General features: G+C 64.9%; 27 protein-coding genes. 13 read left to right on the top strand and 14 right to left on the bottom strand.

All coding sequences use genetic code 11. The features are described 5' to 3' along the window. Nucleotides 1-32 precede the first annotated feature (32 nt). The 3 genes from AC2FNS_RS11000 to AC2FNS_RS10990 form a co-directional block, all read right to left on the bottom strand. On the bottom strand, nt 33-3,488 hold the full coding sequence (locus AC2FNS_RS11000; protein ID WP_496711210.1) for a chromosome segregation SMC family protein: 3,456 nt from the start codon (nt 3,486-3,488) through the stop codon (nt 33-35). A 137-nt stretch (nt 3,489-3,625) separates the two neighbouring features. Further along, nucleotides 3,626-4,030: a hypothetical protein gene (locus AC2FNS_RS10995; RefSeq protein WP_496688771.1), complete on the bottom strand. Its 405-nt coding sequence runs from the start codon at nt 4,028-4,030 to the stop codon at nt 3,626-3,628. 44 nt (nt 4,031-4,074) lie between these two features. Then, complete coding sequence (locus AC2FNS_RS10990) at nt 4,075-5,268, bottom strand: aminotransferase-like domain-containing protein (protein WP_496803845.1); 1,194 nt, start codon at nt 5,266-5,268, stop codon at nt 4,075-4,077. Nucleotides 5,269-5,427: 159 nt separating this feature from the next. Between AC2FNS_RS10990 and AC2FNS_RS10985 the strand changes: the two genes are divergently transcribed. After that, entirely contained in the window at nt 5,428-6,198 is a 771-nt protein-coding gene (locus tag AC2FNS_RS10985; RefSeq protein ID WP_496711208.1) for an FCD domain-containing protein, read from the top strand. A 10-nt stretch (nt 6,199-6,208) separates the two neighbouring features. Here AC2FNS_RS10985 and AC2FNS_RS10980 read toward each other — a convergent pair whose 3' ends face one another. From AC2FNS_RS10980 to AC2FNS_RS10955, 6 genes are all read right to left on the bottom strand, one after another. Next, nucleotides 6,209-7,069 carry a glycosyltransferase family 2 protein gene (locus tag AC2FNS_RS10980; RefSeq protein WP_496711207.1) on the bottom strand — a complete coding sequence of 287 codons (861 nt, stop codon included), beginning with the start codon at nt 7,067-7,069 and terminating at the stop codon, nt 6,209-6,211. Nucleotides 7,070-7,238: 169 nt separating this feature from the next. After that, nucleotides 7,239-7,799, bottom strand: a complete 561-nt coding sequence (locus tag AC2FNS_RS10975) for a F0F1 ATP synthase subunit B (protein ID WP_496679339.1) — start codon at nt 7,797-7,799, stop codon at nt 7,239-7,241. A gap of 5 nt (nt 7,800-7,804) precedes the next feature. Then, nucleotides 7,805-8,350 carry a F0F1 ATP synthase subunit B' gene (locus AC2FNS_RS10970; protein WP_496679340.1) on the bottom strand — a complete coding sequence of 182 codons (546 nt, stop codon included), beginning with the start codon at nt 8,348-8,350 and terminating at the stop codon, nt 7,805-7,807. Between the two features lie 86 nt (nt 8,351-8,436). Further along, nucleotides 8,437-8,661 carry a F0F1 ATP synthase subunit C gene (locus tag AC2FNS_RS10965; protein WP_005981269.1) on the bottom strand — a complete coding sequence of 75 codons (225 nt, stop codon included), beginning with the start codon at nt 8,659-8,661 and terminating at the stop codon, nt 8,437-8,439. 69 nt (nt 8,662-8,730) lie between these two features. Then, nucleotides 8,731-9,519, bottom strand: coding sequence for a F0F1 ATP synthase subunit A (locus AC2FNS_RS10960; protein WP_496679342.1), 789 nt, complete (start codon nt 9,517-9,519; stop codon nt 8,731-8,733). A 2-nt stretch (nt 9,520-9,521) separates the two neighbouring features. Then, entirely contained in the window at nt 9,522-9,854 is a 333-nt protein-coding gene (locus AC2FNS_RS10955; protein WP_490359927.1) for an AtpZ/AtpI family protein, read from the bottom strand. Between the two features lie 231 nt (nt 9,855-10,085). Between AC2FNS_RS10955 and AC2FNS_RS10950 the strand changes: the two genes are divergently transcribed. Beyond that, a complete protein-coding gene (locus AC2FNS_RS10950; protein WP_496679344.1) occupies nt 10,086-10,421 on the top strand; it encodes an ArsR/SmtB family transcription factor in 336 nt (111 codons plus the stop codon). On the opposite strand, the gene AC2FNS_RS10945 is transcribed toward AC2FNS_RS10950, so the two are convergent. The 3 genes from AC2FNS_RS10945 to AC2FNS_RS10935 all read right to left on the bottom strand — a co-directional run bounded on the left by AC2FNS_RS10945 (nt 10,418) and on the right by AC2FNS_RS10935 (nt 12,697). After that, nucleotides 10,418-10,831 carry a universal stress protein gene (locus AC2FNS_RS10945; protein WP_496688760.1) on the bottom strand — a complete coding sequence of 138 codons (414 nt, stop codon included), beginning with the start codon at nt 10,829-10,831 and terminating at the stop codon, nt 10,418-10,420. The two genes, AC2FNS_RS10950 and AC2FNS_RS10945, sit on opposite strands and share 4 nt — an antisense overlap. Before the next feature lie 76 nt (nt 10,832-10,907). Further along, complete coding sequence (locus AC2FNS_RS10940; protein WP_496688758.1) at nt 10,908-11,822, bottom strand: DMT family transporter; 915 nt, start codon at nt 11,820-11,822, stop codon at nt 10,908-10,910. Continuing rightward, complete coding sequence (locus AC2FNS_RS10935) at nt 11,819-12,697, bottom strand: LysR family transcriptional regulator (protein WP_170367906.1); 879 nt, start codon at nt 12,695-12,697, stop codon at nt 11,819-11,821. Before AC2FNS_RS10935 ends, AC2FNS_RS10940 begins: the two co-directional genes overlap by 4 nt. Before the next feature lie 121 nt (nt 12,698-12,818). Between AC2FNS_RS10935 and AC2FNS_RS10930 the strand changes: the two genes are divergently transcribed. Next, the gene (locus AC2FNS_RS10930) at nt 12,819-13,400 is read left to right on the top strand and encodes an FMN-dependent NADH-azoreductase (protein WP_496688756.1); all 582 of its coding nucleotides are present in this window, start codon (nt 12,819-12,821) and stop codon (nt 13,398-13,400) included. 70 nt (nt 13,401-13,470) lie between these two features. On the opposite strand, the gene AC2FNS_RS10925 is transcribed toward AC2FNS_RS10930, so the two are convergent. After that, a complete protein-coding gene (locus AC2FNS_RS10925) occupies nt 13,471-14,001 on the bottom strand; it encodes a prolyl-tRNA synthetase associated domain-containing protein (protein ID WP_496711206.1) in 531 nt (176 codons plus the stop codon). A 258-nt stretch (nt 14,002-14,259) separates the two neighbouring features. On the opposite strand from AC2FNS_RS10925, the gene ffh reads away from it, so the two are divergent. The 10 genes from ffh (at nt 14,260) to trmD (ending at nt 20,581) form a co-directional block, all read left to right on the top strand. Next, nucleotides 14,260-15,768, top strand: a complete 1,509-nt coding sequence (gene ffh / locus AC2FNS_RS10920) for a signal recognition particle protein (protein WP_496711205.1) — start codon at nt 14,260-14,262, stop codon at nt 15,766-15,768. After that, nucleotides 15,769-16,377, top strand: coding sequence for a GNAT family N-acetyltransferase (locus tag AC2FNS_RS10915; RefSeq protein WP_496797763.1), 609 nt, complete (start codon nt 15,769-15,771; stop codon nt 16,375-16,377). Continuing rightward, the gene (locus tag AC2FNS_RS10910; protein ID WP_496711203.1) at nt 16,374-16,925 is read left to right on the top strand and encodes a GNAT family N-acetyltransferase; all 552 of its coding nucleotides are present in this window, start codon (nt 16,374-16,376) and stop codon (nt 16,923-16,925) included. Before AC2FNS_RS10915 ends, AC2FNS_RS10910 begins: the two co-directional genes overlap by 4 nt. Then, on the top strand, nt 16,922-17,218 hold the full coding sequence (locus tag AC2FNS_RS10905) for a chorismate mutase (protein WP_005981236.1): 297 nt from the start codon (nt 16,922-16,924) through the stop codon (nt 17,216-17,218). Before AC2FNS_RS10910 ends, AC2FNS_RS10905 begins: the two co-directional genes overlap by 4 nt. 70 nt (nt 17,219-17,288) lie before the next feature. Then, complete coding sequence (gene rpsP, locus AC2FNS_RS10900; RefSeq protein ID WP_496679359.1) at nt 17,289-17,666, top strand: 30S ribosomal protein S16; 378 nt, start codon at nt 17,289-17,291, stop codon at nt 17,664-17,666. 12 nt (nt 17,667-17,678) lie between these two features. Next, a complete protein-coding gene (gene bluB, locus AC2FNS_RS10895) occupies nt 17,679-18,314 on the top strand; it encodes a 5,6-dimethylbenzimidazole synthase (RefSeq protein WP_496711202.1) in 636 nt (211 codons plus the stop codon). 6 nt (nt 18,315-18,320) lie between these two features. Further along, on the top strand, nt 18,321-18,470 hold the full coding sequence (locus tag AC2FNS_RS10890; protein WP_496679363.1) for a hypothetical protein: 150 nt from the start codon (nt 18,321-18,323) through the stop codon (nt 18,468-18,470). Further along, entirely contained in the window at nt 18,463-18,966 is a 504-nt protein-coding gene (gene rimM / locus AC2FNS_RS10885; RefSeq protein ID WP_496679364.1) for a ribosome maturation factor RimM, read from the top strand. The genes AC2FNS_RS10890 and rimM overlap by 8 nt, the downstream gene beginning before the upstream one ends. Further along, nucleotides 18,966-19,781 carry a hypothetical protein gene (locus AC2FNS_RS10880; RefSeq protein ID WP_496711201.1) on the top strand — a complete coding sequence of 272 codons (816 nt, stop codon included), beginning with the start codon at nt 18,966-18,968 and terminating at the stop codon, nt 19,779-19,781. Before rimM ends, AC2FNS_RS10880 begins: the two co-directional genes overlap by 1 nt. After that, on the top strand, nt 19,778-20,581 hold the full coding sequence (gene trmD / locus AC2FNS_RS10875; protein ID WP_496711200.1) for a tRNA (guanosine(37)-N1)-methyltransferase TrmD: 804 nt from the start codon (nt 19,778-19,780) through the stop codon (nt 20,579-20,581). The genes AC2FNS_RS10880 and trmD overlap by 4 nt, the downstream gene beginning before the upstream one ends. On the opposite strand, the gene AC2FNS_RS10870 is transcribed toward trmD, so the two are convergent. Further along, a complete protein-coding gene (locus tag AC2FNS_RS10870; RefSeq protein WP_496711199.1) occupies nt 20,578-21,381 on the bottom strand; it encodes a glycoside hydrolase family 25 protein in 804 nt (267 codons plus the stop codon). The genes trmD and AC2FNS_RS10870 overlap by 4 nt on opposite strands. Nucleotides 21,382-21,426: the final 45 nt, after the last annotated feature.

Genomic DNA, 21,426 nt, shown 5'->3' with positions numbered 1-21,426 from the left:
GCAGGATCGCGGAATAACGTTGCGGTGAGCGGTCAGGCGACCATCTGCTCGGCCTTCTTCAGATCGACCGAGACCAGCTGGCTGACGCCCTGTTCCTGCATGGTCACGCCGAAGAGACGGTCCATCCTGGCCATGGTCACCGCGTGGTGGGTGATGATTAGGAACCGCGTGTCGGTCTGGCGGCACATCTCGTCCAGCAGATCGCAGAACCGGGTCACGTTGGCATCGTCCAGCGGCGCGTCGACCTCGTCCAGCACGCAGATCGGCGCCGGGTTGGCCAGAAACACCCCGAAGATCAGTGCGGTGGCGGTCAGGGTCTGTTCCCCGCCCGACAGCAGGCTGAGCGTCGACAGCTTCTTGCCGGGCGGTTGGCACATGATCTCGAGCCCCGCATCCAGCGGGTCGTCGCTCTCGACCATCACTAGGTTGGCCTCGCCGCCACCGAACAGATGCTTGAACAGCATGGCGAAGTTCGCGTTGACCTGCTCGAATGCGGTCAGCAGGCGCTCGCGGCCCTCACGGTTGAGGCTGGCGATACCGCTGCGCAGCGCCTTGATCGCTTCTTCAAGATCGGATTTCTCGCTGTTGAGCGTGTCGAACTCCTCCTGAACCTCCTTGGCATCCTCCTCGGCGCGCAGGTTCACCGCACCCATCGCGTCGCGCTGGCGCTTGTGGCGGTTCACCTCTGCTTCCAGGGCATCGGCGGCGGGCATGTCGTCAGGGTTCACGTCCAGCTGGTTCAACAGCTGGTTCGGTGTCAGTTGCTGATCCTCGGCGATGCGCTCGGCGGCGGCGGCGACACTTTCCTTGGCCGCCTCGAACCGCGCCTCGGCCGCGGCGCGGGCTTCGCGCGCCTCCGAGGCCTTGCGCTCGGCTTCGCGCTCAGCCAGCACGGCTTCGCGTTGCAGGGTTTCGGCATGGACCAGCTTGTCGGTGGCCTCGGCGCGGCGGGCCTCGGCGGCCTCGATCATCTCTTTCAGCTCTTCGCGCGCCTCGGCGATCTCGGCGGGCGCGGCCATCGCCTCGGTCAGCTCTTCTTCCGAGCTGGCTTTACGCTCGGCCAGCTCGGCGATGCGCTTCTCGGCGGTTTCCAAGCGGTGTTTCCAGCCGCTCAGGTCCTTGGCCACCTCCTGCGCGCGGCGGGTGCGGGCCTCGCCTTCGCGGCGCAGCTCGTCATGGGTCGAGCGGTGCGTCAGCATGGTGATCCGCGCGGCCTCGACCGTCTGCTTGATGTCCTCGACCCGTGCGCGGGCAGTGTCCAGATCGCCCAGCGCGGCCAGCGCGGCCTCGGCCTCGCGCAGCTGGGCGCGGGCCGCCATCGCATCCTGCTTGTGACGGTCGACCGCAAGCGTCAGGTTCTCCAGTTTGCCCTGCGCCAGGTTGCGGTCGGCCTCGGCCCGGCTGAGCGCGCGGGCCGCTTCGGCCATGCGTTGGTCGGCGGCGCGGCGGGCCTCGCGTGCGCGGCGGTCGGCCTCTGTCACCTCGGCCAGTTGTCGCGACAGGGCCTCGTGCGCGGCGCGGGCACCGTCGGCCTGCGCTTCGACCTGCGCCAGCTGCTGTTTCAGCACCTCGAGCTTGTTGAGCTGCTCCAGCCGCAGCGCCGCGGCGCTGGGGGCATCCTCGGCCCAGGCGCGGAACCCGTCCCAGCGCCATAGATCGCCCGAGCGCGACACCAGCCGCTGGCCGGGTTTCAACAAAGGTTGCAGCCGCGCGCCCTGATCCGCGTCGATCAGGCCGATCTGTGCGATGCGACGGCTGAGACGGTCCGGCCCCGAGACGTGCAGCGCAAGCGGCTCGGCCCCGTCCGGCAAAGGCTGATCGGCGTCATAGCCCGGCACCTGCACCCAGCCCGACGGGCCATCGCCTTCGACCAGCGGGGCGCGGAGGTCATCCGCCAGCGCGGCCCCCAGCGCCTTTTCAAAGCCCGGCTCGACCCGAAGCAGGTCCAGCACCTGTCCGCCCTCGGCGGTATCGCGCTCGACCAGCTTGGCCAGCGCAGTGGTCTCGGCCCGGATCGCCCCCAGCTCGCCCTCGGCCTCAGACCGTTGGGCGCGGGCCTCGGCCTCGCGCGCCTGGGTCTCGCCGCGCAGTTCGTCGGCGGCGGCCAGCGCTTCTTCGGCGGCTTCGGCGGCCTCGCGCGCCTCTTCCTCAGCGGCTTGCGCGGCCTCGAACGCTTCGTCGGCGCGGGTCAGCGCGGCGCGGGCCTCGGCAACGGCCGCGCGGGCCTTTTCCTCTTCGGCCTCTGAGCGTGCCAGCGTCTTGCGGCTGTCCTCGACCAGGCGCTGCGCCGATTGGTGACGCGCGACCAGACGAGCGGTGTCCTCGGTCTCCTGCGCCAGCAGATCCTCGCGCTCCTGCAGAACCGCGGCGGCCTCTCGGGCAATTTCGGCGGCTTCGGCCAACTTGTCGTCATGGCCCTCGGCGGCCTTGGCCAGTTCGCGGGCTTCCCATTCCAGCCGTTCGATCATCTCGCCGGCGTCGCGGTTCAAACCGGTTTCACGCTCAATGTCGCGGCTCAGTTGCTGGATGCGGGCAGTCAGGGTTTCGATGGTCTGGCGCGCGCGGGTTTCCTGATCGGACAGCTGATCGCGCTGCACCTGCTGGCGCTGCAGGACGGCGGCGGCGATGGCCTCCTCCTCGCGCAGCGGCGGCAGGGTTTCTTCGATCTCGGCGCGTTTCGCGCTGGCGGCGCGGGCCTCGGCCTCGGCGCGCGCGGCTTCGGTGATGCGGTCACGCAGACGCTCTTCGGCCTGCTGGCGGGCCATGTCGGCCTCTTTCCAACGGCGATACAGCAACATGCCTTCGGCTTGGCGCAATTGCTCGCCGATCTCGCGATACCGCGCGGCCTGACGGGCTTGGCGCGCCAGCTGCGCCAGCTGCGTGCCCAACTGTTCCAGAACGTCATCGACGCGGGTCAGGTTGGCCTCGGTGCCTTTGAGCTTCAGTTCGGCCTCATGCCGGCGCTGGTATAGGCCCGAGATACCGGCGGCCTCTTCCAGAATGCGGCGGCGAGCGCGGGGTTTGGCGTTGATCAGCTCGGCGATCCGGTTCTGCCCCACCAGCGCGGGCGAATGCGCGCCGGTCGAAGCATCGGCGAACAGCATCTGCACGTCGCGGGCGCGCACGTCTTTGCCGTTGGCCTTGTAGGCGCTGCCCACGTCGCGGGTGATGCGGCGCACGATTTCGATCTGATCGCTGTCGTTGAACCCGGCCGGAGCCAGACGTTCCGAGTTGTCCATGGTCAGGACGACCTCGGCGAAGTTGCGCGCCGGACGGGTGGCGGCACCGGCAAAGATCACGTCCTCCATCGCACCGCCGCGCATCGATTTGGGGCGGTTCTCGCCCATCACCCAACGCAGCGCCTCGAGCAGGTTGGACTTGCCGCAGCCGTTAGGCCCCACAACACCGGTCAACCCGTCGGCGATGATCAGATCGGTCGGATCGACAAAGCTTTTGAAGCCGGTGAGTTTGAGTTTGGTAAAGCGCAAAGGCCGGTTTCCATGATTCCCGTTCCTTCAAAGTCTGGACAAGGGAATGGCCGTGAGTCAACGAAGTTGCGCAGGATATGGGATATTGGGCCAAGTTATCCACAATATCTTGCTGATTTGGGCGGAATTGCGCGGAGTCAATAAGGCGAACACTCGAACACCTGGTATCCGGTGTCCGATCCGCTGTCATGGGTGCCGAAGTCGATGCATTCATAGTTGGTCGGCGTGACCGCAGCCAGCAACAGCCGGTTCGACGCCCTGCGGTCACAGGCGAGAATGCCCACGGTCACTGCCGCATCGCCGAGCACGTCGGCGACCGGACAGCCCGAGACCTGCGCCATGGCCAACGCGGCCCGATCCCGGATCGACCCCAGCCGCGGGGCATATTGGCTGTTGACGCGGACCGCCTCGGCGAGGTCACCGCGCAGGCGCACGTCGAACACGCTGCCGTTCACGGCCACACGAGTCGCGGGCAGGTCGCGGAAATGGGTCGTACCGGCCGAGCAGCCGGCCAGCAACAGCAAGGCGAGGAACCGGATCATGCCGCAGCTTTGCGGCAAAATGGTTAACGAAAGCTTTCCCGAACTTACCCGCGCAGGACCGTGCCCAACCGGGCAATGCCCTCGGCAATCCTGACCTCGTCCGAGTTGGAGAAACTCAGCCGGATCGTATTGGTGCCGCTGCCATCTGGGTGAAAGGCCTGTCCGGGCACAAAGGCGACCTTGACCGTCTCAAGCGCGCGGGCCAGTAGCTGTGCGCCATCCGAGCCGGGCAGCAGGGTCAGCCAGATGAACATGCCACCCTCGGGCCGGGTCCATTGCACGCCTTCGGGCATGTGCCGTTCCAACGCCGCCAGCATCGCGTCGCGGCGCGCGCGGTAGGTTGCGCGCACTTTCGGGATGTGGCTGTCGAAACAGGTTTGGGCAACTTGGTGCACGGCCATCTGGTTGATGGTGGCCGAATGCAGGTCGGCGGCCTGTTTCATCAACACAAGCTGCGAGATGACGGGCCGCGCCGCCACGACCCAGCCAACTCGCAACCCGGGCGACAGAGTCTTGGAAAAACTGCCGCAATAGATGGTTCGGCACGCTTGCAGATCGCCCTTCCGCTCCAGTTCCAGCGCAAGGATCGGTGGAATCGCCTGCCCGTCATAGCGCAGGGCCTGATAGGCACCGTCCTCGATCAGGGCGCAGTCCAACTCCTCGGCCAAATCCAAAAGGGCCTCACGCCCCCGCCGATCGACTGTCTCGCCGGTCGGGTTGGCAAAGTCGGGCGACAGATAGGCGTATTTGACCGCCCCCGGCCCCGCCGCGGCCCGATATTGCGCCGCGCCCGCGTTGCCGCCTGCGCGCAACCGGTCAAAGCGAGGCTCATAGGCGTTAAAGGCCGCCAAGGCTCCCAGATATGTCGGCCATCCGACCAGCGCCGTGTCGCCGGGCGACAGGAACAGCTTGCCCAGATAGTCCAGCGCCTGTTGCGAGCCCGAGGTGATCAGAACGTCATCGGGGCCGCAGTCGATGCCGATCAGACGCATGTGGTCGGCGATCCATTCCCGCAACGGCAGGTACCCTTCGGACACGGAATACTGCAGCGCCTGCGCGCCGCTGCCAGCCCCAAACGCCTGTTGGAATGCCTGGGCAAAGGCCTCGGCCGGAAACAGCGCCGGGTCGGGGATACCGCCGGCAAAGGAAATGATGCCGGGTTGATCCAGCAGTTTCAGCAGCTCTCGGATTTCAGACGCCTTCATTCGCGCGGCGCGCGTGGCAAATAGCTGATGCATGGGCCGAGCCTCCTCCGCTGGGTCGGACCGACGCTATGACCTCCGCGTTTAAAGTCAATAATGCTGACCTATTGTTTCAGGCAATGTGATCGCCGCCCGTTCTTGCGCAGGCCGGGCTTGTGTGGTCATATGATTTGACCAATTTCCAGCGATGTTCCGATGCCCTTTCAGAAAGTCCAGACCGAGAAACTGTCCCTGGCCGTCGTCAAACAGATCGAGCTGCTGATCCTGCGCGGGATCCTGCGCCCCGGTGAACGCCTGCCGCCCGAGCGCGAACTGGCCGACCGACTGGGCGTATCGCGCCCGTCGCTGCGCGAGGCGATCTCGCAACTGCAGGATCAGGGCCTGCTGTCTGCCAAGGCCGGGTCGGGCATCTATGTGGCCGAGGTTCTGGGCTCGGCCTTTTCTCCGGCGCTGATCCGTCTGTTCAGCAGCCATGACGAGGCCGTGTTCGATTACCTTTCGTTCCGGCGCGACATGGAAGGGCTGGCGGCCGAACGCGCCGCGCGTCTGGGCTCGGACAGCGACCTGAAGGTGATCCAGGCTATTTTCGACAAGATGGAGGCCGCCCATGCCCGCAACGCGGCCGATGACGAGGCCCATCTGGACGCGCAATTCCACATGGCGATCATCGAAGCCAGCCACAACGTGGTGATGCTGCACATGATGCGGTCGATGTTCGATCTGTTGCGGCAGGGCGTGTTCTACAACCGTCAGATCATGTTCCACCAGCGCACCACGCGCGACGCAATCCTGAACCAGCACAGGGCAATCAACACAGCCCTTCAGGCCCGCGACCCCGAGGCCGCCCGGCAGGCGGTGGAACAGCACCTGAGCTTCGTCGAACGCTGTATGCAGGACCAGCAGAAAGCGCAGCGCAACGAACGTATCGCGCGCCAGCGCCTGGAACACGAAACCGCCGGGCGTTAAGCGCCAGATGTCAGATCCGATGCAACTTTCGCATCAGTCTGTGCTTCCACAGCTGGGGTCGCGCAAAAGGCTTGGGGTCGCATTTACGCAGATCGGGAAAGGTCGCTTCGGCCTCTTTGCGGGTCCGCAACTTGAGTGGTTCGTCGAGGATACGGCGGACCAGATCATCCTGCGGCACGACCGAAGCGCGCTCGGCATCGATCACCTCGAGCATTTCGGCATGGTAGGCTTCGATATCTTCCGACCGTTGTCCGTTGCGGAACCTGAACGCGCCAATTTGGTCATGAACGGACAACATCGTTGTATGCTTCGAAAACCTCAGCCACAGTTCTCCGTCCACGGCAAGGCGGAGCGACTCGTTCAACCTACCGCCTGCGACTTCCCACAGGCTGCGGCGCCAGAAAGTCGATTCCTGCTGAATCCATTGATAGTCGGCCGCAAGAAACCGCGTATGGGTCACAAGTCGCGGGCGGTGGATGCTCAAAACCTGATCGGCCTCGTCGATACAGGTCACCCGACCGGTCAACCATTCTACCGAGGAATTGAACGCAAATATCGAGCCCACAAGTGACAGACTTCCGGGCAACAGGACATCGTCCGAGTTGATCCATCCCATCACATCTCCGGTCGACACCGCAAAGCCCCGATTTATTGCGTGGGCTTGTCCGTCATCCGGTTCGGACAGAACCGTAGAGAAGAAATTGCGGTACCTCTCGACGATTTCGAGGGACCCATCCGTACTGCCGCCATCCGAAAGGATCAGTTCGAGGTCTGGATAATTCTGATCGATGACAGACCGAATCGTGCGTTCGAGAAACTCGGCGCAATTGAGGTTCGGGATCACAACGCTGATCCGGGGCAGTCGTGTCATGTGTTACTCGTGGCTCAATCGGGCAAGCCTTGAAACGTGTTAATATGATGAACCTACAGTATCCGATAAAACGGCGAGGGCAAATTCTGCCCCCGCCGAAACTCCTACAACCGTCGAGGAAGTCTGAGACGCGTTCGCCACCAGGCGCCGAGACCGCCTCTGCGCCGGATCAATGCAGTTTCTGCGCCACGGTCGAGATGGCCTCATCGATCAGTTTGTTGGCCTGGGCCGCGGTCATCTGCTTGGCCAGTACCGACTGCGCGGCGACGACAGCCGCTGCGACGGCCTGATCGCGAACCTCTTTGACCGCTGCGGCCTCAGCCGAGGCGATCTGATCCTGAGCAGCCGCAAGGCGACGGGCAATCGACTTCTCAAGGTCGGCCTTGGCCTGCTCGGCCGCCAGAACGGCGTCTTCCTTGGCAGCGGCCACGATGGCATCAGCCTGGGCCTGCACCTCGCGCTGCTTGCGCTCGTACGAGGCCAGCAGGCCGCGCGCTTCTTCGTGCAAGGCGCGGGCTTCGTCCAGTTCGGCCTGGATGCCCTGGGCGCGATTGTCCAGCGCCCCGCCGATCATGCCGGGTACCTTGAAATAGAACAGCACCGCGATGAAGACGATGAAGCCCAGCAACACCACGAAGTCGGTGTTGCCCAGCGAGAAGAACGGGCCGCTTGCGGCAAAGGCCGGGCTGGCGGCGCCCGCAGTCAGGACAAGGGCAAGGATGTTCCGCATGTCACTTATCCTTTCAGCTGTGCTTCGACGGCACCTGCGATGGCATCGGCATCCGCCTTGCCGCCCAGTGCGGTGACCAGCTCGGCCGCCACGTCCTTGGCAACCACTTGAATGCTTTCCAGCGCTCCGGCCTGGATCTCGGCAATCGCCTTTTCGGACTCGGCCGCCTTGGCCGCGATTTCCGCGTCGGCCTTGGCGATCGCGTCATCCAGATCCGCCTGGATTTCGGCGCGGGCTTCGGCCGCAATCCGCTGCGCCTCGGCACGGGCATCGGCCAGCGCCTTGTTGTAGGCTTCTTCGGCCTCGACCGCTTTGGCCTTCAGGTCTTCGGCCGCGGCCAGGTCGTTGGTAATGGTCCCCTGACGCTCGGCCAGGATCGCCGCGATGCGCGGCAGGGCCACGCGGGACAGAACCAGAAAGATGACGACCAGCGTAACGACGAGCCAGAAGATCTGGTTCGGGAACCAGTCGAAGCAAAGCTGCGGCATCCCGATGGCAGAGCCATGAGAGTCGACGCAGGTTCCTACTGCTCCGGTTGTTTCAGTCGCCATGATGTCCTCCGTCGGAACGTTGTCTTTACAACAGGTGGGCCGCTATGGCTTGGGCCCACCTGCGCGTAAGGATCAGGTTCCGCAGATTATACGGCGAACATCAGCAGCAGCGAGACCAGGAATGCGAAGATCCCCAGGGCTTCTGCGAATGCGATACCGATGAACAGGGTTGCGGTCTGCGAAGCAGCCGCCGAGGGGTTGCGCAGAGCGCCGGCCAGGAAGTTGCCAGCCACGTTGCCCACCCCGATTGCGGCCGCGCCGGAACCGATTGCTGCCAGGCCTGCGCCGATGTGTGCGAGATCGCCTTCCATGATGTATCTCCTTACGAATTGGAAGTTTCGATTTTGGGTTATCGTTCCTGTGCCGGGGTCACGCCCCGATCAGTGATGCGGATGCAGAGCGTCCTTCAGGTAAACACAGGTCAGAATGGTGAATACGTAGGCCTGGATGAAGGCCACCAGGACCTCGAGGCCATACATCGCGGTGATCGCCAGAACCGACACAGGCGAGATCGCGGCAATCGCGGCGAAACCGGCGAAAACCTTGATCACGGCGTGGCCCGCCATGACGTTGCCCGCAAGACGGATCGAGTGGCTGACCGGACGCACGAAATACGAGATCAGTTCGATGATCGCCAGGATTGGGCGGAGGGCCAGCGGTGCGCTCGACACCCAGAACAGGCTGAGGAACCCGGCGCCGTTCTTGACAAAGCCCAGCACGGTCACGGTCAGGAACACCGCCAGCGCGAGCACCACGGTCACAGCGAAATGCGAGGTGGTTGTGAACGACATGGGCAGCAGGCCCAGGAAGTTCGCGGTGACGATGAACATGAACAGGGTCATGACATAGGGGAAGAACTTGACGCCTTCCTTACCGCAGATGTCTTCCAGCATCTTGTAGATGAAGCCATAAGCCAGTTCGGCGATCGACTGCATGCGGGTCGGGACGATGGCGCGCTTCGAAGTGCTCAGCACCAGCAGACCGATGATGGCCAGAACCGCGAAGAACAGCCACAGGGTCACGTTGGTGGGCGTGTACCAGGCGATCGTGTCGCCGCCGAACAGCGGCTTGACGATGAACTGGTCCATGGGATGGAACACCAGGCTGCTGCCTTCTGCTGCGTGTTCTGCGCCTGCGGCGCCGTGTGCTGCGGTGGTCTCGCTTGCCACGTTCAGTCCCTCTCGTCCTTCTCGGCCCTTGTCGCGGCCGCTTGTTTCTCTTGGGCCTCCTGTGCGCTGCGGAGCATGACCTTCACCCCGGCGACGAGACCCAGCAATGTAAACAGCACCAGGAAGATCGGGATCGTCCCGAACAGGCTGTCCAGCCCGTACCCGATGCCAAATCCGATCCCCAGACCGGATACCATCTCGATGACCATCCGCCAGGCCAGTTCGCCCCCGGATATGTCGGCGTCTGCGCGGGCCTGCGGTTGCTTGGCCTTTTTCGCCGCTTCGATCCGCGCCTCAAGCTGCGTCAGGCGCTGCTTTGGGTCGTCATCGGTCACGGGCGGTTTCCTCGCACAGTCTTGGCGCAGTTGCTAAGCGGCACGCGGCGCAGAGTCAACGGCCTTGATGGACCCAATTGCCGCAGCTCAAGACTCTGTTTTTTCATCACTTTTCTCGTATCTGCCAGTCTCACCGTCCGAGCATCGGGTCCGCGTCAGCCCTAAAAGCCCTGAATCCGCATATTCAACCAAATGGTTGACCAAACTTTCCCGCTGTGGTTCAGCGGGGTCATGTCCGATGACCTCGATACCGTCTTTGCGGCCCTGGCCGACCCCACGCGGCGCGCAATTCTGGCGATGCTGCTCGAGGATGACATGGCCGTCACCGACGTGGCCGAGCCGTTCGAGATGTCGCTGGCGGCGATCTCGAAACACCTGACGATTCTGACCCGGGCCGGGCTGATCAGCCAGGAGAAGCGCGGCCGGGTGAAATGGTGCAAGCTGGAACCCGACTCCCTGCGCGCGGCCTCGGTCTGGATGCAAGGGTTCGGGCAGTTCGAACCGGTCAATCTGGACGCGTTCGAGCGGTTCCTGGAAAACCAGTTGTCCGCGGGTGACGAGGCCTAGCGCACCACGAAGACCGACATGCTGGCATGTTTGGCCAGGTATCCGGCATGGCTGGACAGGATGAAATCGGTGATCCGCGGCGCATGGGTGCCGATTACGATCAGGTCGGCGCCGATCTCTTCGGCGGTGCGGGCCAGATCGCCATCGACCTCGGCCGCCACGTCCACCGAATGGATATTGCGGAAATCGACCCCGCCGCCGCTGGCTTGGGACAGCTCGTCCGCCAGATCGGACAGATGATCGTGGATCGCGCTTTCGGTCTGGGTCGGGTCACCGGGCTGGTTGCTGGTGACACTGACGATGGTGATCCGGGCCCCCTGCCATCGGGCGACTTGGGCCGCAACCTCGGCGGCTTTGCGCACTTCGGGCGGCAAGTGCAGATCGACGGGAAACATGATGTGCTTGAACATGGGACACCTCCTTGACCTTGTATCAGCCTAGCCGAGCCGCGCGGTCTGCCCCTTGATCTGCCTCAACAGGTAGGCGTCAGCGCGCCACGGGCTGCCGGTCGGCGCGTCGCAGATCGTCGCCCTTCAGCAGCAGCACAAGGGCCAGGATCGTCAGCCCGATTCCCACCAGCACCAAAAGGTCCGGCGCCGGCTGGCCCAGCGCGATCTGCCAGATGATCACCCAGCTTGGCGTCAGGTAGGTATAGGCCATGACCTTGGCCGATGGCAGCAGCAGCGTTGCATATTGCAACAGAACGAAGGTGGCCGCGCTGGCGCAGATGGCGACATAGAGCAGGCCGATCCAGACGATCGCCGGCAGGTTGGCCCAGTCGGTCGCGCGGATGTCGGACCAGCCGAACACCGTCAGCACCGCGCACCCGGCCAACAACGTGCCGAAAGTGAACACGACCGGCGGCTCGCCCCGGTTCAGCTTGCGCACCATGGGCGTATAGATCGCATGGGCCACGCAGCCCCAGAAATAGATGATCTCGCCCTGCCCGATCTCGAAGGCGCGAAAGGCCAGCCAATCGGCGCGGAACACCACCCACAGCGCGCCAACCGCGCCCACGCTCAACGCCAGGGCCATGTGCGGGGTGGTGATCTGACGCAGCAACACCCAACCCGCCACCGCCGACAGGATCGGCGTCAGGGTGAACACCGCCGCCGCGCTGACCGGCGGCGCGGTTTTCAGACCGTAGAACATCAGCACGAAATAGGCCGAGAACAGCCCGCCCAGCACCAGATACCGCCAAGGCGCGCGCGCCGCGCTGCGCGGCAGGCCGGTCGTCATCAGCGCCGCGATGCCGATCACCACGCCGGCAATCGCGAATCGCGCGGCGTTCAGCGCCGCCGGCGCGATCTCGTTGGCAATCATCGAGCCTAGCGAGAAACTGCCCGCCACCAGCGCCGAGAACACCAGCATGGCCAGATGGCCACGCGCCTGCGGGCTCATGGCAGCCAGTCCTTGGCCTGCTCCTTGAGGAATTTCAAGAAGGTCTGCACCTTGTTGGTGCGGTGCAGATCCACATGGGTCACCAGCCACAGATTTCCGGCCCATTCCGGCAGCGGCTCCATCACCTCCTGCAACTGCGGATGGCGGGCGGCCTCCCAGCGGGCCATGAAGCCGATCCCCGCCCCGGCCAGTACCGCCTCGGCCACGGTGAAGTTGTTGGAGCAGCGGAAGGTGATCGCCTCGGCCGGGACATTGGCGCGCAGCCAGCGCGAAAAGGGCGCGCGGCTGTTCTCGTCATCCGCCCCGACAAAGGCGTGGTTGGGGAAATCCTCGACGCCCGCAGGCAGGCCGCGCCGCGCGATGTAGTCCTGACTGGCATACAGCCCCACCTCTTGCGTCATGAAGGGCTGCACAACATTGTCCGGCTGGTCGGGGGCCGCACCGGCACGGATGGCCACATGCGCCTCGCCATATTCCAGGCGGAACAGGCGGTCGCCGGTCAGATAGCGCACGATCAGGTCGGGATGGTCCTGCTGGAACGCGGTCAGCGTGGGCACCACCAGCGGCGCCAGCGAGGCCAGCGAGGTCACCACCAGCTCGCCCGAGACATCGTCTCCGCGCCCCTTCAGCCGCCCGACCAGCTGGTTGAACTGATCCTCGGTGGCCTGGGCCACACGCAGCAGATCCTCGCCCGCCTCGGTCGGGGTGTAGCCGCGCGCGTGGCGCTGGAACAGCTTGACCTTCAGCCGGGCCTCGATCGCGTCGATATGGCGGATCACCGTGGCGTGGTGCACCCCCAGAACCTCGGCCGCGCCGCTGACCGTGCCCATACGCGCAACCTGATAGGCGGTGCGGACCTCGTCCCAATTGTCCATGACAAAACCAATTCTGTGCAATTTCCAACAATGCCTGTTGAATTATCCCAGTTTCGTTCGCTCACGCAATACTCATATTGGGTTCAGACGCAAAATCCGAAGCCTGAGAAGGACACACACCATGACAAAGACCATCCTGCACATCGACGCCTCGGCCCGCCGCACCGGCTCGGCCACCCGCGACCTGTCGGCCCGCATCGTCCAGCATCTGGGCGCCAACCGCATCATCCGCCGCGACCTGGCCACCCCCCTGCCCTTGCTGACCGAGGACTGGATCACCGCAAACTTCACCCCCGCCGATCAACGCGACGCCACCCAGCGCGACCTGCTGGCCCTGTCGGACGAGTTGGTCAAGGAACTGCAGCAGGCCGACACGGTGGTGATCGGGCTGCCGATCTACAATTTCTCAGTCCCCGCCGCCTTCAAGGCCTGGATCGACCTGGTCGCCCGCGCGGGGCTGACGTTCTCGTATACCGAGAATGGCCCCAAGGGCCTGCTGGAGGGCAAGCGCGCCATCCTCGCCATCGCTTCGGGCGGAACCGCCGTGGGGTCCGAGATCGACTTTGCAACCGGATACGCCCGCCATGTTCTGGGCTTCATCGGCATCCACGACGTGGATGTGGTGGCCGCCGACCGCATGGCCCTGGACCCGGAAGCCGCGCTGAGCAACGCGCAGAAAGCCGTCGCCGAACTGGCCGCATGATGCGACCGGGCGCCACTGGTGGCGCCCGGTTTTCCACTCCCCGTCAGGCGCGCTCGGACGGGCGCGCCTCTCAGGGCAGCCAGGTGACCTCGCACCCGATCCGGTCGAAGAAGGCCATCAGGTCGTCGCGCGCCATGGCCACCGTCCGGTCGTTGACCAGCGGATGCATATAGATCACGCCCACGCGCTGCGCCGCGTCGTCCATGAAGAACCGTACACCGTTGCCGACACCGTTGATCATCGCCAGCGGGCTGACCGCGCCAGGACGAATGCCAAGGTTCTGCATCAGCCGATCCGCCGACCCGAAGGTCAGGTTGCCCACCCCCAGTTCGGAGCCCAGCGCCTTGAGGTCGATCTCGCGGCTCTGTTCCAGCGTCACCAAGTAGTTCCGCTTTTTCTTGTCGCGCAGATACAGGTTTTTGAGTCGCAATGCGTTTTCGCCCGGAACCATGAACTGATCCTCGACCGCCTTCGACTCTTCGACCGTCCGTAGCGGGACGTGGCTGTGCAGGCGATAGGGCAGCCCCCAATCGTCCAGCTGCGCCAGCAGTGCATCGGAACTGAGTGGCAATGTGTCCTGAAAGGCGGATGAGGCGTCCATGGTCTTCTCCCGAATATCGCGCCAGTCATGGCCGACGGGGCAAGACGATGCAACCCGGCAAGCGCGGATGGTTGACTCAGGCAGCCAATGGGCCTAAACGCCAACGCAACATCCGGAAGCGTCTGTTCTTCCGGTCCCTTGAGTCGTTCAGGGATCGCCCCCCACCAGCGAGTTTCGCCCGTGGGGGCGTTTGTGCATTGACTCGTCCGCCCCTATCTATGGGGCGCCAACCGACAACCGGCGAAGGAGGCCGAAGGCATGTTTGAAAATCTATCCGAACGCCTCTCTGGCGTCTTTGACCGGCTGACCAAACAGGGCGCCCTGTCCGAGGAAGACGTCAAGACCGCCCTGCGCGAGGTTCGCGTGGCGCTGCTTGAGGCTGACGTTTCGCTGCCGGTGGCGCGTGCGTTCGTCAAGAGGGTGCAGGAACAGGCGACCGGCCAGGCGGTGACCAAGTCGATTACGCCGGGCCAGCAGGTCGTCAAGATCGTGCATGATGCGCTGGTCGATACCCTGCGCGGCGAGGAAGACCCCGGCAAGCTGAAAATCGACAACCCGCCCGCGCCGATCCTGATGGTCGGCCTGCAGGGCTCGGGTAAAACCACCACCACCGGCAAGCTGGCGAAACGCCTGAAAGAAAAAGAGGGCAAGAAGGTCCTGATGGCCTCGCTGGACGTCTACCGCCCGGCGGCGATGGACCAGCTGGCGGTTCTGGGCACCCAGATAGGGGTGGACACCCTGCCGATCGTGCCGGGGCAGAAGCCGGTGGATATCGCCAAGCGCGCCAAACAGCAGGCCACGCTGGGCGGCTATGACGTCTACATGCTGGATACCGCGGGCCGTCTGCATATCGACGAAGTCCTGATGGACGAGGTCGAGCAGGTCCGCAACGTGGTCGACCCGCGCGAGACCCTGCTGGTGGTTGACGGCCTGACCGGTCAGGTCGCCGTCGAGGTCGCCGAGGAGTTCGACGCCAAGGTTGGCATCTCGGGCGTGGTCCTGACCCGGATGGACGGCGACGGGCGCGGCGGTGCGGCCCTGTCGATGCGCGCGGTCACCGGCAAGCCCATCCGCTTCGTCGGTCTGGGCGAGAAGATGGACGCGCTGGAAACCTTCGAGCCCGACCGCATCGCCGGCCGGATCCTGGGCATGGGCGACATCGTGGCCCTGGTCGAAAAAGCCCAGGAGACCATGGAGCTCGAGCAGACCGAGCGCATGATGAAGCGCATGATGAAGGGTCAGTTCAACATGAACGACCTGAAGATGCAGCTGGAACAGATGATCCAGATGGGCGGCATGCAAGGCCTGATGGGCATGATGCCGGGCATGGGCAAGATGGCCAAGCAGATGGATCAGGCCGGGTTGGACGACCGGATCCTGCGCCAGCAGATCGCCATGATCCAGTCGATGACCAAGAAGGAACGCGCCAACCCCGCGCTGCTGCAGGCCAGCCGCAAGAAACGCATCGCGGCCGGTTCGGGCATGGAGGTCAGCGACGTCAACAAGCTGCTCAAGATGCACCGACAGATGTCGGACATGATGAAGAAGATGGGCAAGATGGGCAAAGGCAAGATGCTGAAACAGGCCATGAAGGGCATGTTCGGCAAAGGCGGGCCCAGCCCCGAGGAAATGGCCGCCGGCATGGACCCCAAGGCGCTGGAAGCCGCGGCCAAGGCGATGGGCGGCAAGGTGCCCGGCGGCATGCCCGGCATGGGCGGCGGCATGGCCCTGCCCCCCGGCCTGAGCGGATTCGGAAAGAAGAAGTAAGTGACCGCGCCCGTCGCATATCCCTGGGAGGCTCCGGCCTCCGGCCCCGCTGCCGCCCTGTCGGCGCGGCTGGCGGCGGACTTGCTGCAGCTGGAGACCGCGCGGCTTGTGCTGCGCGCGCCGCGGATCGGGGATTTCGACACTTATGCCGACATCCTGACGTCGAACCGCGCCGAACACATGGACGGCCCGTTTGACCGGCAAGCGGCCTGGCTGGATTTCACGCAATACGTTGCTGGATGGCTGCTGCGTGGCGCGGGAATGTGGGCCATCGAGGACCGCGCGGGCGGTCAGGTTCTGGGCTTCGTGTCAATCGGCATGGAATTCGGCGACCGCGAGCACGAGTTGGGCTATTTGCTGACCGAAGCCGCCGAAGGGCGTGGCATCGCAACCGAAGCGGCCGAAGCCGCCCGCGACTTTGCACTGGGTCCGCAGGCCCTGCCGTCACTGGTCAGCTATGTAGACCACGACAACGCGGCCTCGGCCCGCGTGGCCGAGCGTCTGGGCGCCCAGCGCGACCTGCAGGCCGAGGCCGGGTTCGGCGAGCCGGTTCTGGTCTATCGCCACCTGCCCGGCGACGGCGATGGCGGGATGGAGGCCTACGCATGACGACCTTCGCCATCCCAACCCTTGAGACCAAGCGCCTCATCCTGCGGGCGCCGCATCTGGACGACCTGCCGGCCATGACCGCCTTCTACGCGACCGAGCGCAGCCACATGGTGGGCGGGCCAAGGGATGCGGCAGACTGCTGGAGCGTGCTGGCGAACCGTCTGGGCCACTGGGCACTTCGTGGCTATGGCCTGTGGCACCTGACCGAAAAGGCCAGCGGCGCTTTCGTGGGCTGGACCGGCATGATCGATGTACCGGGCTGGGACGAACCCGAGCTAGGATGGACCCTCATGGAACAGGCCGAGGGCAAGGGGCTGGGCTTCGAGGCCGCGCAGGCCGCCCGCGACCACGCGGCGCGCCATCAGGGACTGAACGGCGTCATCAGCTATATCGCCCACGCCAATGACCGTTCGCGCGCTCTGGCACAGCGCCTCGGCGCGACCTACGAGCGCGAGGGCGAAGTGCTGGGCAAGTCCGCACAGATCTGGCGGCACCCGAAACTCGACACGTCAACGACCGATCTGAACACCGAAAGGACCGGCCAATGAACAATCCCGTGACGCGGGCCGCGGCCTTGCTGAAAGACCACCGCGAAAGCATCGACCGGCTGGACGCGATCCTGGTCTATACGCTGGCCGAGCGGTTCAAGCACACGCAGGCCGTTGGCAAGCTAAAGGCCGAACACGACCTTCCCCCGTCCGATCCCTCGCGCGAGGCCGCGCAGATCGCACGGCTTGAAGACCTGGCGAAAGAGGCGGATCTGGACCCCGATTTTGCCAAGGCTTTCCTGAATTTCATCATTCAGGAAGTCATTCGACACCACAAGAAACACCAGAAGTGAACCCGAGGTTCAGCAAACACCAGAAATAGCCGGAGCAATCCGGCCAACGCCATCCAAAGGAGATACCACAATGGCAATGAAAATTCGTCTGGCCCGTGGCGGCTCGAAAAAGCGCCCCTTCTACCGCATCGTTGCAGCGGACAGCCGCATGCCGCGTGATGGCCGCTTCATCGAGAAGCTGGGCACCTACAACCCGCTGCTGCCGAAAGACAGCGAAGAGCGCGTGAAGATGAACATGGAGCGCATCCAGTACTGGCTGGACCAAGGCGCGCAGCCGACCGACCGGATCGCCCGCATGCTGGAAGCCGCCGGCGCCAAGGAGAAGACCGAGCGCAACAACCCCAAGAAGGGCACCCCGGGCAAGAAAGCCCAAGAGCGCGCCGAAGAGAAGGCCGCAAAGGCAGCCGAAGCCGCTGCTCCGGCAGAAGAAGCCGCTGCAGAAGAATAAACAGGCGGGCGCGTGCAGGATCAGGCCTTTACCGACGAATTCCGCACGCAGTTCGATCTGTTGATGCGGCTCCGGCGCGACGTGCGCCGGTTCCGCACCGACGCGGTGGACGAGGCAGTGCTGACGCGCTGCCTCGACGCGTTTCAGCTGGCCCCTTCGGTGGGTCTGAGCGAACCCTGGCGCGTGATCCGCGTCGAAAGCGACGCGGCCCGTACCGCGGCGCTGGAGAATTTCAAGGCCGCCAATGACGCCGCGCTTGCGGGCTATTTCGGCGACCGGGCGCATCTGTACAGCCAGTTGAAGCTATCGGGTATGCAAGAGGCTCCGGTGCAGCTGGCGGTGTTCTGCGATGACGCCACCGACAAGGGCCAGGGGCTGGGCGCGGGCACCATGCCCGAAATGCGCCGCTATTCGGTGGTCTCGGCCGTCACTTTGTTTTGGCTGGCGCTGCGCGCGCATGGGATGGGGTTGGGCTGGGTTTCGATCCTCGATCCCGACCGGCTGGCCCGCGACCTGTCGGTGCCCGACGACTGGCGGCTGATCGGCTATTTCTGCGTGGGCTGGCCCGAGGAAAGCTCGGACACGCCCGAGTTGGAAACTCTGGGCTGGGAAGCCCGCCGCGGCAGCCTGCCGGTGGACGTGCGGTAGGATGCCATGTTCGGATTGATACGCCTTCCCATCCTGTTGCTGATCGCCTTTATTGTGGGCGTGTTCTTTGAACGCAGCAATCAACGCGAAGTCTGCGCCGAAATCGGCCGGTGGATGAACGGAACTTGTGTGACGACGGAAATGCCCAATGACTGATCTGATCTGTGTCGGCAGCATCGCCGGGTCCTTCGGCGTACGCGGCGAGGTCCGCCTGAAAAGCTATTGCGCGGTTCCCGAGGATATTGAGAACTACTCCCCCCTGACCGACGAGACCGGCACCGAGCGCTATCCGCTGATCATCACGCGCGCAATCAAGAACGGGTTTGCCGCGCGCTTGGGCGGGGTCGAGACCAAGGAGCAGGCTGACGCCCTGAAGGGGCTGCGCCTTTTTGCCCGGCGCGATCAGTTGCCGTCGCTGCCGGATGACGAATTCTATCACGCCGACCTGATCGGGCTTGAGGTCTATGACACCGGCGGCACCCTGCTGGGCAAGGTCAAGTCAGTGCAGAACCACGGCGCCGACGACCTGCTGGAACTGCACGGGCCGGGGCTGAAAACCACCGTTCTGCTGCCCTTCACAAAGGCGGCAGTACCCACGGTTGACCTTGAGGCCGGCCGCATCGTCGCCGACCCGCCCGAAGGGCTGCTGTGATGCGGCGCATCCTGCTGCATCTGGGCCTGCACAAGACGGGCACCACGGCGGCCCAGTCGTTTCTGTTCGAAAACCGCGAACTCATCTGGCCACACCACGCGTTGGTGCTGCCCTATGTCACCCGCAAGCGCGGGTTGTCCGAGGCGGCCACCCGCCATTCGCTCTATGGCACGGTGGGCACGCTGGCCGAGTTCGGTTCGCAGTTTCATGCCCTTCTCGACTCGCTGGATTTCGGCGAAAAGCGCGGGCTGGTGCTGAGCGAGGAGAATTTCGCCGGGCTTCGGCCTAGTCGCAATCCGGCGGTGGGCTATGACGCGGCGCCCGAACTGGCGGCCTGCATCGTGGACATGGTGCGCAACCGGCTGGCGGGGGATCCGCTGGACATCACCGTCTATCTGTCGCTGCGCCAGCGCGGCAGTTGGCTGCGCAGCCTGTGGGCACACGACCTGCAGCGCACCCGGCTGGTTCTGGATTTCGACGCCTTCCGCGACAAGCTGGCCGACCTGCCCTCGCCCCAGCAGACCGCCGAGGCGATCCGTGACCGGCTGCCGTCGGTCCGTGTGCAGACGGAATGGCTGGAAGAACTGCGCGAGCGCCCGTTCGGCCCCGGCACGCCCTTCGCCGAATTCCTGAACCTGCCGCGCGAAAAGGCCGCGCAGCTGATCACGCCGACCCGGTCCAACCCCGCCCTGCCCGAGGCCACGTTGAAGGCGATGCTGGATCTGAACCGATCGGGGCTGGACGAGGCGGCGCTGGTCCGGCAGAAGGCCCGCATCGTCGAAGACGCCCGGAACAGCCTGACCCCTCAGCCATGACGGACAAACCCGCCAAATCCCACGGCCGCAAGGCCATCCGCCCCACCCTGAAGCCGCGCGAGCTGTTGACGCCGACGCCGGACCTGTACGGCGTGTGGAAGGCCAAGGTGATCACGCTGTTCCCCTCGGCCTTTCCCGGTGTTCTGGGCGAAAGCCTGACCGGCAAGGCCCTGCAAGACGGGCTTTGGCAGCTGGAAACCGTCGATTTGCGACAGTTCGGCATCGGCAAGCATCGCAATGTCGACGACACGCCCGCTGGCGGCGGCGCCGGCATGGTGCTGCGCGCCGACGTGCTGGGCGCGGCGATCGAACACACGATGGACGGCGTGCGGGGCAACTGGCCGTTGGTCTATCTCAGCCCGCGCGGCCGCCGGATGGACCAGCGCATGATGCAGAATTTCGCCCGCTGCGACGGCCTGACCCTGCTGTGCGGCCGGTTCGAAGGCGTGGATGAACGGGTGCTGGAGCACTACGGCATCCAAGAGGTCTCGCTGGGCGATTTCGTGATGACCGGCGGCGAGATCGCCGCGCAGGCGCTGATCGACGCCACCGTCCGGCTGCTTCCCGGCGTTCTGGGCAACCAGGCCTCGGCCGAGGAGGAGAGCTTTGCCTCGGGGCTGCTGGAACACCCGCAGTATACCCGCCCGGCCGAATGGAAAGGCCGCCCGATCCCCGACGTCCTGATGTCGGGCCATCACGGCCGCATCGCCGAATGGCGGCAGCAGATGTCGGAAAAGATCACCCGCGAACGCCGCCCCGATCTTTGGGCCTCCTATCGCAAGGAACAGGGCGAGGACTAGGGCCCGCCGGCCTTCCACCGCGTCCACAGATCGGGCGAGCCGTTGAAGGCGTTGATGTCCACCCGCCCCTGCACGCCCGGCACAAGCCCGGTGCCCGTGTACTGCCAGAACCGCCAGACCGCCCGGGGATAGACATTGCGCGGATGCCCCGCGACCGAGCGCAGCCAAAACTCGGTCTTGGGCAGTCGGCCAATGCTAGTGTCCGCGTAGAAATCGACCGTGGTGTAGACGATCGGCCGGCGGCCGTAGTGACGTTCGAGGATATCAAGGAACCGCTGCGCCTCGGCCCGGACGGTCTTGCCGTCGGGGCGCAAGGTGCAGGTTTTCGAATGCGGCGTCCACTCCATGTCGAGCACATGCGGCAGGTCGGCCCCACGCGGCACGTTGCGGATGAACCATCGGGCCTGCTCGGCCGCCGGACGACAGAAATAGTAGTAGTGATAGGCGCCCCAGGGCACACCCGCCGCCGCCGCGCCGCTGCTGTGGTTTTCGAACATCGGGTCGGCCACGTCGCCGCCCTCGGTCGCCTTGATGAAGACAAAGCTGATGCCCGCGGCCTTGGCTTGGCGCCAGTCGATCTGGCCCTGCCAGCGCGACACGTCCAGCCCGTGAACGGGATAATGCTCTGGTCGGCGGCGGTCCCAGTCATGCGGATCGGCATCGGCAAAGGCTGGATACAGGGCCTGCGGCGCCGAGCGGTCGTACCCGGCCGGCAGGTCGGTCACCTGCGGCGCGGGCGTGCGGCGTCCGCAAGACAGCAGCAACAGGCCGATGGCCACACCGAGTATGACTTTGCGCATCCTATCGTCCTGCCTCAGATAACGTTGCCCGATTATCACCAGCAT

This window comes from Ruegeria sp. BHSA191 (assembly GCF_059613325.1).
The sequence above is the reverse complement of the archived record's forward strand: the minus strand, read 5'-3'. Positions and strand labels throughout refer to the sequence as shown.

Excerpts from the sequence above, each read along its gene's own strand:
- AC2FNS_RS10995 (WP_496688771.1), bottom strand. The coding sequence starts at position 4,030 with ATGATCCGGTTCCTCGCCTTGCTGTTGCTGGCCGGCTGCTCGGCCGGT.
- AC2FNS_RS10990 (WP_496803845.1), bottom strand. The coding sequence starts at position 5,268 with ATGCATCAGCTATTTGCCACGCGCGCCGCGCGAATGAAGGCGTCTGAA.
- AC2FNS_RS10985 (WP_496711208.1), top strand. The coding sequence starts at position 5,428 with ATGCCCTTTCAGAAAGTCCAGACCGAGAAACTGTCCCTGGCCGTCGTC.
- AC2FNS_RS10980 (WP_496711207.1), bottom strand. The coding sequence starts at position 7,069 with ATGACACGACTGCCCCGGATCAGCGTTGTGATCCCGAACCTCAATTGC.
- AC2FNS_RS10975 (WP_496679339.1), bottom strand. The coding sequence starts at position 7,799 with ATGCGGAACATCCTTGCCCTTGTCCTGACTGCGGGCGCCGCCAGCCCG.
- AC2FNS_RS10970 (WP_496679340.1), bottom strand. The coding sequence starts at position 8,350 with ATGGCGACTGAAACAACCGGAGCAGTAGGAACCTGCGTCGACTCTCAT.
- AC2FNS_RS10965 (WP_005981269.1), bottom strand. The coding sequence starts at position 8,661 with ATGGAAGGCGATCTCGCACACATCGGCGCAGGCCTGGCAGCAATCGGT.
- AC2FNS_RS10950 (WP_496679344.1), top strand. The coding sequence starts at position 10,086 with ATGTCCGATGACCTCGATACCGTCTTTGCGGCCCTGGCCGACCCCACG.
- AC2FNS_RS10945 (WP_496688760.1), bottom strand. The coding sequence starts at position 10,831 with ATGTTCAAGCACATCATGTTTCCCGTCGATCTGCACTTGCCGCCCGAA.
- AC2FNS_RS10940 (WP_496688758.1), bottom strand. The coding sequence starts at position 11,822 with ATGAGCCCGCAGGCGCGTGGCCATCTGGCCATGCTGGTGTTCTCGGCG.
- AC2FNS_RS10935 (WP_170367906.1), bottom strand. The coding sequence starts at position 12,697 with ATGGACAATTGGGACGAGGTCCGCACCGCCTATCAGGTTGCGCGTATG.
- AC2FNS_RS10930 (WP_496688756.1), top strand. The coding sequence starts at position 12,819 with ATGACAAAGACCATCCTGCACATCGACGCCTCGGCCCGCCGCACCGGC.
- AC2FNS_RS10925 (WP_496711206.1), bottom strand. The coding sequence starts at position 14,001 with ATGGACGCCTCATCCGCCTTTCAGGACACATTGCCACTCAGTTCCGAT.
- ffh (WP_496711205.1), top strand. The coding sequence starts at position 14,260 with ATGTTTGAAAATCTATCCGAACGCCTCTCTGGCGTCTTTGACCGGCTG.
- AC2FNS_RS10910 (WP_496711203.1), top strand. The coding sequence starts at position 16,374 with ATGACGACCTTCGCCATCCCAACCCTTGAGACCAAGCGCCTCATCCTG.
- AC2FNS_RS10905 (WP_005981236.1), top strand. The coding sequence starts at position 16,922 with ATGAACAATCCCGTGACGCGGGCCGCGGCCTTGCTGAAAGACCACCGC.
- rpsP (WP_496679359.1), top strand. The coding sequence starts at position 17,289 with ATGGCAATGAAAATTCGTCTGGCCCGTGGCGGCTCGAAAAAGCGCCCC.
- AC2FNS_RS10890 (WP_496679363.1), top strand. The coding sequence starts at position 18,321 with ATGTTCGGATTGATACGCCTTCCCATCCTGTTGCTGATCGCCTTTATT.
- rimM (WP_496679364.1), top strand. The coding sequence starts at position 18,463 with ATGACTGATCTGATCTGTGTCGGCAGCATCGCCGGGTCCTTCGGCGTA.
- AC2FNS_RS10880 (WP_496711201.1), top strand. The coding sequence starts at position 18,966 with ATGCGGCGCATCCTGCTGCATCTGGGCCTGCACAAGACGGGCACCACG.
- trmD (WP_496711200.1), top strand. The coding sequence starts at position 19,778 with ATGACGGACAAACCCGCCAAATCCCACGGCCGCAAGGCCATCCGCCCC.
- AC2FNS_RS10870 (WP_496711199.1), bottom strand. The coding sequence starts at position 21,381 with ATGCGCAAAGTCATACTCGGTGTGGCCATCGGCCTGTTGCTGCTGTCT.